This is a genomic window from Psychroflexus salarius (assembly GCF_900129035.1).
GTDB lineage: Bacteria > Bacteroidota > Bacteroidia > Flavobacteriales > Flavobacteriaceae > Psychroflexus > Psychroflexus salarius.
Genome location: NZ_FQTW01000002.1, coordinates 294,993 through 308,573 on the forward strand (window position 1 = coordinate 294,993; position 13,581 = coordinate 308,573).

The 13,581-nt window shown below is 33.8% G+C and carries 16 protein-coding genes; 3 read left to right on the forward strand and 13 right to left on the reverse strand.

Annotated elements, in window-relative coordinates; translation table 11 throughout:
- Positions 1–5 precede the first annotated feature (5 nt).
- The 10 genes from tsf to cysQ form a co-directional block, all read right to left on the reverse strand.
- Positions 6–833 (reverse strand): translation elongation factor Ts, encoded by an 828-nt coding sequence (gene tsf, locus BUB82_RS04660; RefSeq protein WP_073192420.1) that lies wholly within the window; start codon positions 831–833, stop codon positions 6–8.
- Between the two features lie 90 nt (positions 834–923).
- A complete protein-coding gene (gene rpsB / locus BUB82_RS04665; RefSeq protein WP_073192422.1) occupies positions 924–1,778 on the reverse strand; it encodes a 30S ribosomal protein S2 in 855 nt (284 codons plus the stop codon).
- A 158-nt stretch (positions 1,779–1,936) separates the two neighbouring features.
- A complete protein-coding gene (rpsI, locus tag BUB82_RS04670) occupies positions 1,937–2,323 on the reverse strand; it encodes a 30S ribosomal protein S9 (protein ID WP_073192424.1) in 387 nt (128 codons plus the stop codon).
- Positions 2,323–2,778 carry a 50S ribosomal protein L13 gene (gene rplM / locus BUB82_RS04675; RefSeq protein ID WP_073192426.1) on the reverse strand — a complete coding sequence of 152 codons (456 nt, stop codon included), beginning with the start codon at positions 2,776–2,778 and terminating at the stop codon, positions 2,323–2,325. Before rplM ends, rpsI begins: the two co-directional genes overlap by 1 nt.
- 138 nt (positions 2,779–2,916) lie before the next feature.
- Positions 2,917–4,350: an NADP-dependent isocitrate dehydrogenase gene (locus BUB82_RS04680; RefSeq protein WP_073192428.1), complete on the reverse strand. Its 1,434-nt coding sequence runs from the start codon at positions 4,348–4,350 to the stop codon at positions 2,917–2,919.
- A gap of 148 nt (positions 4,351–4,498) precedes the next feature.
- Positions 4,499–4,846, reverse strand: a complete 348-nt coding sequence (locus BUB82_RS04685; RefSeq protein ID WP_073192430.1) for a hypothetical protein — start codon at positions 4,844–4,846, stop codon at positions 4,499–4,501.
- A gap of 48 nt (positions 4,847–4,894) precedes the next feature.
- Positions 4,895–6,151 carry a sulfate adenylyltransferase subunit 1 gene (locus tag BUB82_RS04690; protein WP_073192432.1) on the reverse strand — a complete coding sequence of 419 codons (1,257 nt, stop codon included), beginning with the start codon at positions 6,149–6,151 and terminating at the stop codon, positions 4,895–4,897.
- A gap of 41 nt (positions 6,152–6,192) precedes the next feature.
- Positions 6,193–7,098: a sulfate adenylyltransferase subunit CysD gene (gene cysD / locus BUB82_RS04695; RefSeq protein WP_073192434.1), complete on the reverse strand. Its 906-nt coding sequence runs from the start codon at positions 7,096–7,098 to the stop codon at positions 6,193–6,195.
- 12 nt (positions 7,099–7,110) lie between these two features.
- Positions 7,111–7,698, reverse strand: coding sequence for an adenylyl-sulfate kinase (gene cysC / locus BUB82_RS04700; RefSeq protein WP_073192436.1), 588 nt, complete (start codon positions 7,696–7,698; stop codon positions 7,111–7,113).
- Positions 7,695–8,495, reverse strand: a complete 801-nt coding sequence (cysQ, locus tag BUB82_RS04705) for a 3'(2'),5'-bisphosphate nucleotidase CysQ (protein ID WP_073192438.1) — start codon at positions 8,493–8,495, stop codon at positions 7,695–7,697. Before cysQ ends, cysC begins: the two co-directional genes overlap by 4 nt.
- Before the next feature lie 165 nt (positions 8,496–8,660).
- On the opposite strand from cysQ, the gene BUB82_RS04710 reads away from it, so the two are divergent.
- Both BUB82_RS04710 and BUB82_RS04715 read left to right on the forward strand, forming a co-directional pair.
- A complete protein-coding gene (locus BUB82_RS04710) occupies positions 8,661–9,377 on the forward strand; it encodes a DUF547 domain-containing protein (protein ID WP_073192440.1) in 717 nt (238 codons plus the stop codon).
- A 6-nt stretch (positions 9,378–9,383) separates the two neighbouring features.
- On the forward strand, positions 9,384–10,091 hold the full coding sequence (locus tag BUB82_RS04715) for a TIGR04283 family arsenosugar biosynthesis glycosyltransferase (protein WP_073192443.1): 708 nt from the start codon (positions 9,384–9,386) through the stop codon (positions 10,089–10,091).
- 13 nt (positions 10,092–10,104) lie between these two features.
- On the opposite strand, the gene BUB82_RS04720 is transcribed toward BUB82_RS04715, so the two are convergent.
- Complete coding sequence (locus tag BUB82_RS04720; protein ID WP_073192445.1) at positions 10,105–10,422, reverse strand: heavy metal-binding domain-containing protein; 318 nt, start codon at positions 10,420–10,422, stop codon at positions 10,105–10,107.
- Between the two features lie 132 nt (positions 10,423–10,554).
- Here BUB82_RS04720 and BUB82_RS04725 point away from each other — a divergent pair, with 132 nt between their 5' ends.
- Positions 10,555–11,058 (forward strand): GreA/GreB family elongation factor, encoded by a 504-nt coding sequence (locus tag BUB82_RS04725; RefSeq protein ID WP_073192447.1) that lies wholly within the window; start codon positions 10,555–10,557, stop codon positions 11,056–11,058.
- 32 nt (positions 11,059–11,090) lie between these two features.
- On the opposite strand, the gene BUB82_RS04730 is transcribed toward BUB82_RS04725, so the two are convergent.
- Both BUB82_RS04730 and BUB82_RS04735 read right to left on the reverse strand, forming a co-directional pair.
- Entirely contained in the window at positions 11,091–12,146 is a 1,056-nt protein-coding gene (locus BUB82_RS04730) for a CNNM domain-containing protein (protein WP_073192449.1), read from the reverse strand.
- A gap of 604 nt (positions 12,147–12,750) precedes the next feature.
- Positions 12,751–13,581: PorP/SprF family type IX secretion system membrane protein (locus BUB82_RS04735; protein WP_073192451.1), on the reverse strand; the 831-nt coding region annotated here is incomplete at its 5' end.

Here is a 13,581-nt window from a genome sequence, read left to right on the forward strand (position 1 = left end):
TGTCTTTACACTAAGGCAACACGCTCAAATGCTGTAACTTCAGCATCTTTACCGAGATTGGCTTTTACGTGATCTGAGACAGATGTTTTGTTATCTTTAATAAAAGCTTGATTAACCAAGGTATTGTCTTTGAAGAAACGCTTTAATTTTCCTTGAGCAATTTTGTCTAACATTTCTTCAGGCTTACCTTCTTCTCGTAATTGATCTTTGGCGATTTCAATTTCTTTTTGAATCGTTGCTTCATCAACACCATCTTGATTTAATGCAACAGGATTCATAGCAGCAGCTTGCATAGAAACATCTTTTGCAACTTCTTCTGCTTGATCACCAGCAGTTGACAGACCTGTTAAAACAGCAATTTTATTACCAGCGTGAATGTAAGAACCTACAAAAGGAGCTTCTAAAGTTTTAAAAGCGCCAATTTCTAATTTCTCACCAATAACACCAGTTTGCTCGATTAATTTTTCTTCAACGGTTAAACCTTTAAAGTCTTGTTTCAATAATTCTTCTTTAGAAGATGTACTCAAAGCAAGTTCAGCTAGTTCTGTAGCTAACTCTACAAAGCTATCGTTTTTGGCAACAAAATCAGTTTCGCAATTAAGAGAAACAATTACACCTTTTGATGCATCGGCGTTAACTTTAGCAATCACAGCACCTTCTGAAGAATCTCTGTCGGCTCTTTTTGCAGCAACTTTTTGACCTTTCTTACGAAGGATTTCAATTGCTGAATCAAAATCACCTTCAGCCTCAACTAGGGCTTTTTTACAGTCCATCATACCAGCGCCAGTGGCTTTTCTTAATTTGTTTACTTCTGCAGCAGTTATTTTTGACATAACGTAATTTTTTATTTTAATGTGAAAGTCGTTTGAAATTTTGACAAATCAAACGACTTTATAATATGATAGTAATTTACTTACAAAGAATTAAGATTCTTTAGTTTCATCAGACTTAGCCTCTTCTTTTTTAGCTTCTTCTTTTTGAACTTCGGCTTCTTTTGCTTCAGCTGCCTTCTTTTCAGCCGCTTTCTTAGCTTCAGCGTCAGCAACCTTTTTAGCTTCAGCTTCTTTCTTCTCAGCAGCCTTAGCTTCTTGTCTTGCATTAACACCATCTATGATAGCGTCTGACATGTAAGAAACTACTTTTTTGATAGATCTTGAAGCATCATCATTTGCTGGCACAGCATAATCAACATCTCTTGGGTTAGAGTTTGTGTCGATCATGGCAAAAATAGGAATGTTTAATTTTTGTGCTTCTTTAACTGCAATATGCTCTCTAAGTGTATCAACAACGAATAGTGCTGCCGGAAGCCTTGTCATGTCAGAAATAGAACCTAAGTTCTTTTCTAATTTAGCACGCATACGATTAACTTGTAATTGCTCTTTTTTAGATAATGAATCAAAAGAACCATCCTTTTTCATACGGTCTACTGATGCCATTTTCTTTACAGATTTTCTAATCGTCACGAAGTTAGTTAACATACCACCAGGCCATCTTTCAGTTATGTAAGGCATGTTAGCTTTTTTAGCTTCTTCAGCTACAATTTCTTTCGCTTGTTTTTTTGTCGCTACAAATAATATTTTACGACCACTCGCTGCAATTTTTGCAAGTGCATCTGCAGTTTCCTGCATTTTTGCAGCGGTTTTATATAGATTGATAATGTGAATCCCGTTACGCTCCATATAGATGTATGGTGCCATATTTGGGTTCCAACGTCTTGTGAGGTGTCCAAAATGAACGCCTGCGTCGAGTAGTTCTTTAACTTCTACTTCTTTTGCCATTGTTTTAATAGTTTACGTTCTTGTTTCTAGGTAGCAACAAATAAGTGGCAAATTTTATTTGGCCTTATTCATTTAGATGCTAAACTGTTTAGGCGAATGTGCCTATTTAACAAAAAACAATTAATTTTATTTTTTAAGCGGCTATGCAGCCTGACCAATTAACGTTTTGAGAATTGGTATTTCTTTCTTGCTTTCTTTTGACCGAATTTCTTTCTTTCGACCATTCTTGGGTCTCTCATTAATAAACCTTCAGGTTTAAGAATGCTTCTGTACTCAGGATTAATCTCGCATAATGCTCTTGAAATTGCTAATCGAATCGCTTCGGCTTGGCCAGTAATTCCACCACCAAAAACATTAACATTGATATCAAATTTCCCTGTATTTTCTGTCAGTTCCATAGGCTGACCTACTTTATACAATAATGGTCCAGTTGTAAAGTAATCATTAACTTTTTTCTTGTTAACTGTTACTTCACCTTTCCCTTCTGAAAGGTAAACTCTAGCAACTGCGGTTTTTCTACGACCTATTTTGTGAATTGTCTCCATTACACGAGTTCGTTTATGTTAATTTGTTTTGGCTTTTGAGCTTCTAAATTATGCTCTGCATCTGTAAAAACGCGTAAGTTTCTAAACAATGCTGAACCTAATTTATTTTTAGGCAACATTCCTTTTACAGATTTTTCGATAAGTCTGTCAGGATTCTTATCAAATAATTCTTGCGCTTTCAAGCTTCTTTGACCACCAGGATAACCGGTGTGTCTCAAATACTCCTTAGCGTCCCACTTTTTACCCGTCAGGCTAACCTTGGCGGCATTGATAACAATAACGTTATCACCACAGTCAACGTGAGGCGTAAAGTCTGGCTTGTGTTTGCCACGTAGCATTTTGGCGACTACTGAAGCTAAACGACCAAGCGACTGACCTTCAGCATCTACTAAAACCCACTCTTTATTAACGGAGTTTTTGTTAGCAGAAACTGTTTTGTAACTTAATGTGTTCACACTTAACTTTTTTAATTAAACATTCCTATTTTTCCTATTTCAGTTTTGAAACAGGCGTGCAAATTTACGATTATAAATTTTAATAGCAAATCTGATTTGCTTTTTATTATTTAATCAATCTTATTATCAATGATTTAATTATTGTCCTTGACCTAAAGAAAAGCCTCTTTTACCATCAAACGTGTAAAGATTTTCTGTTTTTATGACATCAAAATGAGCATCTAAACAATTCTGAAGTAATTCGATAACTAGGTGTTTTTCAACCGTATTTCCATCAGCATAAAAACGGCACCTCCAGTGATCTGTAGAAAAAGTTTCTTCATGAGCATTCGGCCAAACTTTTACACCACGATTAGTAATCATGATTAGTTTTAAATCACCTGCTTTTACTTTTGAAAGCGCTTCACCTAATATATTAGGATCTCTGTCTTTATGATGCAAAAATACATCGACACCAACTAATTCTTTTTTATGTTCTTTAACTTTATATTGATGGAATGAAATTGGTTTATTTTCTTCTCCGGTTGAAGTAATTGATAACTGTTGTGGTAATTGACCAAAATTTGAAATAACAGCATCAGCAAATTCACTTGTGGTTAGTTTCTTTTTGCTATGCGCCTCACTATAGATATCTGATGTATGCAAACCATCTTCTATAGTTTTTAATATCGCTGCCTCAATCGTTTTCGCTTCTTGGTTAAAACCAATATGATTAAGCATATGTACTGCAGCCATTAGTAAGCCTGTAGGATTAGCAATACCTTTACCCGCAATATCAGGTGCTGAACCGTGAATAGCCTCAAACATTTGACACTTTTCACCGATGTTACTAGAGCCGCACAAACCAACTGAACCTGAGATTTCAGCTGCAATATCTGAAATGATATCGCCATACAAGTTAGCGGTTACAATAACATCGAAATCTTGCGGTCTGTTGGCGAGTTTTGCAGAAGCAATATCTATAATATGATGATCACTTTCTATCTGTGGATATTCTGCACGAATTTCATTAAAAACACGTCTAAACAAACCATCTGTTTGTTTCATGATGTTATCTTTAGAAAAACAAGTAACGCGTTTACGATTATTAGCAACTGCATATTCAAAAGCGTATTTGATAATTTTTTCGCAACCTGGTCTTGTGATTAATTTCAAACACTGCTCAACCTCATCAGTCTGGCGATGTTCAATTCCAGCATATAAGTCTTCTTCATTCTCTCGAATAATTACCACATCCATTTCAGGATGTTTAGTATCAATAAAAGGAGCAAAACTTCTACACGGTCTAACGTTCGCAAACAAATTAAGCGTCTTTCTGGTGGTCACGTTAAGACTTTTGTAGCCACCACCTTGAGGTGTTGTAATTGGTGCCTTTAAGAAAATTTTATTACGTCGAATTGCATCCCAAGCATCATTTGAAATACCTGAAGTATTACCAGAAAGATAAACCTTTTCACCAATTTCAACTTCATCAAAAGCCAAGTCAGCTTTAGTAGCTTTTAAAACTTTTAGGGTTGCATCCATAATTTCAGGACCAATTCCGTCACCTTTTGCAATTGTAATTCGTTTCATATTTTAATTTTTAATGCAAACTTAAAACATAAAGTTTATTAATCTTTATTTATATTAAATATATTAATCATAAACTTAATAAATGTCATTTATAATTAAAAAAGCCACAGTACTGTGGCTTTTTTAATTATGTTGTTAGTAAATGAAATCAGTTCAATGATTGGTATAATTTCATAAAATACGCGAAACGTTCTGGTGAAACGATCGCTTTAACCTCTTTTTTAAAAGAATTATGAGCGCGTCTTTTAAGGTTTGAAAGTCCTTTTTTATCAGTGTTTGAAGATTCAGCACGCTCTATGCTTGTGTGAAATTTCACGATGCTTGCTTCAAGTTTATTTATATGACTTTCAGACAGCTCCATTTGGTCGCCGATTTTTTTCGCTTGCATTTCTGCAGTAGATTGAATTTCTTCGTTGCTAATTTCTTGTGCACTAGCAGTTAAGCCCATTGCTAAAAAAGCAAACAAACTAAGTGTAATTTTTAAAATTGATTTCATGTTTAAAATTTTGGTTAAAATTATAAAAAAAAATAGAATAATTAATCTTTAAACTAACATTCCTGCAGCAACGGTTTCTTTAGTAGAGTCATCAACCAAAATAATACTTCCAGTATTGCGATTATCTCGATAAGCATCTAACATCAAACGGTGAGTTGTTCTAATTTTCACGCGTGCAATGTCGTTCATATGAAGTGATTTATCATCAGTTACACGATCATAAGTGTTGATGTTGATTTTATAAACCACATCTTTAATCATTGCCTTTTGTTCGTTAGATGTGTGCATAATACTGTATTTAGTTCGCGCTTTTGCTGCGTCATTATTGAGCCAGCATAGCATTACATCAAACTCTTGAAGCATTTCTGGTTGATTGTTAGTTCGCACAATCATGTCTCCACGGCTTATATCAATATCATCTTCAAGCGTCATCGAAACTGACATAGGTGCAAAAGCTTCAGAAACTTCTCGTTCACCTGAATTAATTGATTTTATCTTTGATGTGAAGCCTGATGGCAAAACAGTAACTTCATCACCAACGCGATAAATTCCGCCTGCAATTCTGCCTGCATAGCCGCGATAGTCGATAAAGCCTTCTCGTTGTGGTCTAATGACCGTTTGAACCGCAAAGCGAGCATCAATTTTATTAATATCGCTACTAATATGAAGTGTTTCTAATTCGTGCAATAAAGGTGAGCCTTGAAACCAATTCATTTGTTCTGAACGATTAACAACGTTGTCTCCTAAAAGTGCGCTTATTGGTATGTAACGTACATCTTTAATAAGAAGTTTAGAAGAGAACTCTTCAAACTGCTGAACAATATTATTATAAACTTCTTCATTGTAATCAACCAAGTCCATTTTATTAATACACACGATAACATGCGGTATATTAAGTAATGAAGCTATAAACGTGTGGCGCTTAGTCTGCTCAATCACACCATGACGTGCATCGATTAAAATCACAGCTGCATTAGCAGTTGAAGCACCTGTCACCATATTTCTTGTATATTGAATGTGACCAGGCGTATCGGCAATAATAAATTTACGCTTTGGAGTTGTAAAATATCTATAAGCAACATCGATAGTAATACCTTGCTCGCGTTCATCTTTTAAGCCGTCTGTAAATAAAGCTAAATCAACGCCTTCAATTCCTTTTTGTTTACTCGTTTGCTCTACAGAAGCTAATTGGTCTTCAAAAATTGATTTTGAATCGTATAGTAAACGGCCGATTAAGGTGCTTTTACCATCATCTACACTTCCGGCCGTGGTAAATCTTAATAATTGGTTTTGATCTATTTTCATATTAAATTAAAGTCTTGTGTTAGTAATTGGTTGATTTTGTTTTAGAAATAACCTTCTTTTTTTCGATCTTCCATGGCGGTTTCAGAACGTTTATCATCAGTTCTATTACCGCGTTCAGTTTCACGCATTGTTGAAACTTCTTCAACAATTTTCTCCATCGTATCGGCATCAGATTCAATACCGCCAGTAATTGTGATATCACCTAAGGTTCTAAATCTAATTTTTTTAGTTACAATCTCTTCATTAGGCTCTAATTTTAAAAACTGAGAATTAGGAATCCAGGAGCCATTCCGTCTTACTACTTCTCGTTCGTGAGCTATATAAAGTGAAGGGATTTCAATATTTTCTTTTAAGAGGTAATTCCAAACATCCATCTCTGTCCAGTTACTAATTGGAAAAGCTCTAAAATGCTCACCTTCAAAATATTTTCCATTTAATAAGTTCCATAATTCTGGACGCTGATTTTTAGGATCCCATTGCCCAAACTCGTCACGATGTGAAAAAAATCGTTCTTTAGCGCGTGCTTTTTCTTCGTCTCGACGACCACCACCAATTGCACAGTCAATTTTATTAGTTTCAATAGCATCTAATAAAGTAGTAATTTGCAAAGCATTTCTTGTGGCATTTTTACCTTTTTCTTCAGCAACACGACCTTGGTCTATTGATTCTTGCACAGAACCAACAATTAAACGTACGCCTAATTTATCGACTAGCTGATCTCTAAATTGAATGGTTTCAGGGAAGTTATGTCCCGTATCAACATGCATTAAGGCAAATGGAATTTTAGCTGGATAAAATGCCTTCTTTGCTAAATGGGTTACCAAAATAGAATCTTTACCACCGGAAAATAAAATGACAGGATTTTGAAACTGTGCCCAAACTTCACGTAAAATGAAGATAGCCTCAGATTCTAATTCTTCTAAATAATTTAAATAATATGAATTCATAATGTCTGTTTCTTAAAATTTATTGTTTAGGTAGTTTGTAATTGTTTTAACGGCTTCAGCAACCGATACTTGTTCTGTTTTAATGTGTATATCTGGGTTTATGGGTGCTTCATAAGGCGCATCAATCCCTGTAAAGTTTTTTATCTCTCCGGCACGTGCTTTTTTATACAAACCTTTTACATCACGGCGTTCACACTCTTCTAAACTTGTATCTACAAAAACTTCAATAAAGTCTGCTTGACCAACTATGTTCTTAACTTGTTCACGGTCTGATATTAACGGCGACACAAAAGCGGCAATAGTGATATGACCAGCATCTACAAACAATTTAGCAACTTCAGCTATACGTCTGAGGTTTTCTAATCGGTCTTCTTTTGTAAAACCAAGTCCTTTATTAATTCCGCTTCTAATATTATCTCCATCTAAGCTGTAGACTTGAAGGTTTTGCTTAAACAATTCTACTTCAACCTGGTTGGCAATAGTCGATTTTCCTGAACCTGATAATCCTGTGAACCAAAGCACAAAAGATTTATGATGATTACGTTTATTACGGTCATTTCGACTTAAATCGTAATCGTGTATGACAATGTTTTCGCTCATGATAATGTGGTTACATGAAAATAACCATTCAATAAATTTTCACGGTTGTATAACATTTCTTTGTTAGTGTCAAGACTTATCACCTTTAGACCAACACCGCTACAAATGGCTTGTCCCGCAGCTGTATCCCATTCCATTGTAGGAGCGTAACGCGGATACACGTCAGCTTTACCTTCTGCAACAAGACAAAACTTTAAAGAGCTCCCTTTTGAAACAATTTCAACGGGTTTTTGATACTTTTCTTCTAAAGTATTGATGAATTGTTTTGTATCATCATTCATATGAGAACGACTTCCTACGACTTCAATAGTTGAAGTAGCCGATTTTGGTTCTAGAGTTTTAGCTTGACTTAAAACTTCAGTTAAGTTGAAGTCGCTTTTAGGGATTTCAACTTTAATCGATTGTCGATTCTTAACATCACCAACATATAATTCGCGAGTTGCAGGCACGTAAATAACACCAAAAATTGGTTTTTGATCTTCTACTAAAGCAATGTTTACGGTAAATTCGCCGTTTTTCTTCACAAACTCTTTCGTGCCATCAATCGGGTCTACAATCCAGCATGAGCTCCAATTTTGACGTGTTTTGTAATCAATAGCTTTATTTTCTTCACTAATAATTGGGATCTCAGTTGTAGAGAGATAAGACATGATTACCCGATTTGATTCTTGATCGGCAAGGGTTAAGGGTGAATCATCAGATTTATAAGCAACCTCAAAATCAGTGGCGTAAATCTTCATAATTTCTTCTCCAGCCTCTATAGCTGCTGTTATTGCCAAGTGGTGTAGTTTATTCATTGAGTTAGTTAACTTCAGTTTAGCGACAAAAGTATATAATTTCTATTAAATTAGTAGACTAATAAAATAGATATCACTTTATGACAATGTTAAATTTTAAATCCCTTCGATTTTGTTGGGCTAAAAAAACAATTTAGTGTATTTTTCAATATTAATATTCTAAATATGAAGCGATGTTTTTTCATTTTAAGTTTTTTTATAACTCTAGTTGTTCAAAGTCAAGACATTCATAAACATCAGCTTTGGGATGATTTGCTTCAAGCCTTTGTAAATGATGATGGTTTAGTTAATTATGCGGCTTTTAAAACAAAAGAGGCTGAGCTTGACCTATATCTTTCGCAACTCAATAAGCAATATCAACCAACACAATTTACAAAAGCCCAAAAAAAAGCTTACCTTATAAATGCTTATAACGCTTATACGATTAAACTGATTTTAAAGCATTATCCAATAAAAAGTATTAAAGACATTGGCGGATTTTTAGAAAACCCCTTTAAAATAAAGTTTGCTCAACTCGGTGAAAAAACTTACAGTTTAGATCAAATTGAAAAAGATATGCTTCTAGAAATGGGCGATCCACGTGTACATTTTGCTGTTAATTGCGCTTCCTTTTCTTGTCCTTCTTTAAGTAATAAAGCCTATGTTGCAGATGAATTAAACCTTCAATTAGAACTCGCTAGCCAAAAATTTATCAATTCTGATAAAAATAGCATCAAACAAAACCAACTGAAACTTTCGAAAATTTTCAAATGGTATTCGTCTGATTTTGAAGCACATTCAGGTTCGGTTATAAGGTTTATACAAAACTATTACTCTGGCCGATTATCATCTGATGCAGATTTAGAATATTTAAACTATTCTTGGGCATTAAATAAACAATAAGCGGTTATGCTAAGTCTTGTCATCCCGGTATATAATGAAGCAGAAATAGTAGAAGAATCGATTAAGTTTATTAAAAAACAACTTTACTTTTCTTCTACCGAAGTTTTAGTAGTTGATGGCCAAAGCAATGACAACACTTGGACTATGATTCAAAATCTTGAAGGCATTAAGTCAATTAAAAGTGAAAAAGGTCGTGCTCAACAAATGAATACAGGTGCTAAAGCAGCATCTCAAGAATTACTTTTTTTCTTACATATCGATTCTCAACCACCTTTGCATTTTGATAAGCAAATTATCAATACCTTAAATAAAAACACGCAAGCCGGCAGTTTTCGGTTAAAATTTAACGATCAGCATTGGTGGTTAAGTTTTATTGCTTGGTTTACACAGTTTAATTTTACTGTATGTCGAGGTGGTGACCAAGGTTTGTTTATTACCAAAAGCGCCTTTGAAAAGATTGGAGGCTTCAACGAAGACTATATTGTTTTTGAAGATCATGAAATTGTAAATCGACTCAAGCAACACCGCTTTAAATTTAAGGTGATGCCTGATTACATGCTTACATCTTCCCGATTATTTAGGCAATATGGTATTTTTAGGTTGCAGATTATTTTTGCTAGATTATATATCAGGCGTTATATTTTAAATCAGACACCTGAGCAACTTTATCTAAGCTACAAAAAGGCTATTCAAAAAAACTGGACCAAAAATTAAAGAGACAACAAGTTTAAACTTTAACGGCAGTTCCCGAAGCTGTCACCATAAGCATACCGTTGCCACTACCTAAAGTTTCATAATCTAAATCAACTCCCAAAACAGCATTAGCCCCTAAACTAGCTGCTTTCTGTTTCATTTCTTGTACTGCTGTTTCTTTAGCTTCGCGTAGTACCTTTTCATAAGAAGATGATCTACCACCGACCAAATCGGTTATACTGGCAAAAAAATCTTTAAAAACATTAGCACCAATAATAGTTTCACCAGTTACTAAGTCGATATACTCTTTGACTGGTTGACCTTCTATTAGGTTAGTTGTTGTTACTATCATAATTTTACTTTTGTTTAATTAGTAGCGTAAAATTGAATTTGTTACAAATTAACCTCATCATTAAATAAAGTTTTATGTTAAACACAATCTTATTAAACTATTATTTAGTAATTTAAAAGTTAAAATACAAATATGAGTAGAGGATTTGTTAAAGAAAGTGACCAAGAAGAACCAATTGTAATACCTCCAAGAGCATCATTACCTGAAGGTCAAACTAATTACGTAACACCTAAAGGCAAGTATTTATTAGAAGAAGAAAAACAACAATTAGAATTTCGGCGTGTTAACTTAGATATTAAAGATGACACAGAACGTCGACGTGAAGTGGCAAAAATAGATGGTCAATTACATTTACTTCTAGAGCGTTTGAATTCGGCACATGTGATTGATCTTGAACAGCAACCAAAAGACCATGTCCGTTTTGGTGCTCAAGTCAAATTTAAAATGAATGGTAAAACATTAAGATTTCAAATTGTTGGCGTAGATGAAGCTAGCGTTAAAGAAAAGAAAATTGCTTTTACTTCTCCATTAGCCAAAGCGTTAATTTCAAAAAAAGAAGGTGACTGCTTTACATTTAACTTAGGTGAAGACTCACGACCTGTTGAAGTTTTAGAGATAAATTATGATATTCAATAAAACGAATAACTTCAACCTAAATTAATGTCTTTTTAAGCTTTGTTTTGTTTTTGTTGTTTAATTTTAGCTTGACGATCTTTCCATTTACTTAAAGCATATTTTTGCATGTCATGCGTTTTGTCTTTTTCATCAACAATTTCAAAGCCTAGGAGTGATTCAATAATATCTTCAAGCGTAGTAATACCGTCCATACCACCATACTCATCGATAATGAGTGATAAATGTTCGCGTTTAGATAACATTTGGTCCCAGGCCTTAAAAAGAGTTAGGTTTTTTGGAAATGTTAGAATTTCACGTTTTAAATCTTTCAGTTGAAGATTAAATTGGTCTTCAGCAAGCTTTTCAAACACTTTAGAACGCAAAATATAACCTGTAATATGGTCTTTTTGATCTTTATATATCGGGATTCTTGAGAAATGAAAAAACTCTTTATTCTTCATAAAGTCTCTCAATGTCATATCTTCACTAGCCGTCACTACAACAACGCGAGGTGTCATAATTTTTGACACTTTAATATCTTTTAATCGTATAAGGTTTTGAATAATGGTATTTTCATTATCATTAAAAATTCCCTCTTCTTTTCCAATTGTTGTTAGGGCAGAAACTTCTTCTCTACTTGTTGTTAATTCATTTTTATCTCGAGCAAGCAGACGTGTCAAAAAAGAAGATGCTAGTACAAATGGAAAGGTAACAAATACCATTAGGTTAATAATTTTAGCAGAAATACCAACTAGTTCTTTGCTATAATTAGCACCTATGGTTTTAGGTATAATTTCAGTAACTATTAAAATTAAAACGGTAAGAATAGCTGAAACTAGACCAAAATAAGCATCTCCAAATACTATAGTTGCTTGAGCGCCGACACCTGCAGCTCCAACTGTATGCGCAATGGTATTAAGAGACAAAATAGCAGATAAAGGTTGATCGATATCTTCTTTTTGTTTCAACATTAATTGAGCGCTTTTATTACCATTTTCAAGCTGAGATTTCAAGTATGATAATGGCGTAGATAATAAAACCGATTCCATTACCGAACACAAAAAAGAAATCACTAAAACTATGGAAAGGTAAACTAGTAATAAAGTCATATTTCGATATCTATGACAACAAATTTAATGAAAGTCATTTCAATAGTGGTTAGTTATTAACATTTGTTGGAATATTAAGGTTAAATCAAAGCTATTTAAATTGACAACCCTAGCTTTTAGCCTTTAAAACTTTTCTAAACAAATAACTTGTAATGTTATCCATATTGACTTCACTTAAGCTATATTTCTGTACAACTTTAGGTCTGTGATATCAATAAAATTAGAATTGAAGTAATTCACTCTCAGGATTTTTAAATCACTATTAAAAAAACACAGCATTAAAAGAGGAAATAAATTGATGATAATTAATAGAAAAATAGTTTAAAAATACAGTTGAAGAATATCATCTGCACATTAATCATCAAATGAAAACTTATAGATAAACGAAGTAGCACCTATAACACCACTTTAATAAGTAAAATTAATGCAATTATAAAGAATAAACAAAAAACAGTTATTGCTAAGTTAATTAAGAAATTATTTTTCTTCATTCATAAATAAAATTTAAAAAAGGTCTTTAAAAATTATAATTAAAAACCGCCTAAACCATTTGACTGGTAAAGACGGTTTCCCTACTAACCTAACCAATTAGCTGTTTAATATTCTAAAATTCTTCAAACTTATTTTTTCGATCACGTTTTGACTTATCTAAAGTAAAGCGCAGTAAAAATTCACTTGTATTATTAGCTCTTGCCAATTGCTTCTCGGCTGCCACTTCATACACATAACCTAATGTAAAGTATTGACCAAACTTAACATTTAGCATTGCTCCTACTGTTTGATCTGTTCTGTATAAAGCTCCTACTTCAATGTACTTAGGAAACACCACCATGGCATTAAAGTCTGCTGAAAGTTCAGCCGCATCAACATAGCGAATCATTGTACTTGGCCTTAGGTTAATATTCGCCTCTTTAATTAAGGTAAATTCTGTTCCACCTGTTAAATACCAGTGTGGTTTTCCAGAGGAAGCAGACACAAAACCATCTTGCTCTTTAATTCTATTTGTATTTAAAATACGTGGTGTAGATAATCCAACATACCATTTTTCATGTTTTAAATAAGCACCTGCACCAACATTAAATAACATATTCCCAAAGCTACCTAAAGATGGGTCTGAAGTTAAATTATAAGTTTGTAAGCCGTCTGTATTAGCAGAGTAATCTTGACCACCAGCTTTTAAACCAAAAAACAATTCGTAGTTTTCAGTTAGTTGAACTCGATAAGAGGCATCTACGGTAACATAGTTTGATTTTTCTATAAAAGTTTCATCGTTTAAAACCGTAAGACCAATTGCTAAGTTGTTTCCTAATGGCATCCCAAAGGTTACTGCGTTTAGCACCGGTGACTCATCAATACCTGACCACTGCCGTCTAACAGAACCACTCACAAAGAGTTGGTCTTCGACACCAACATAAGCTGGATTGAAAATGCTCAT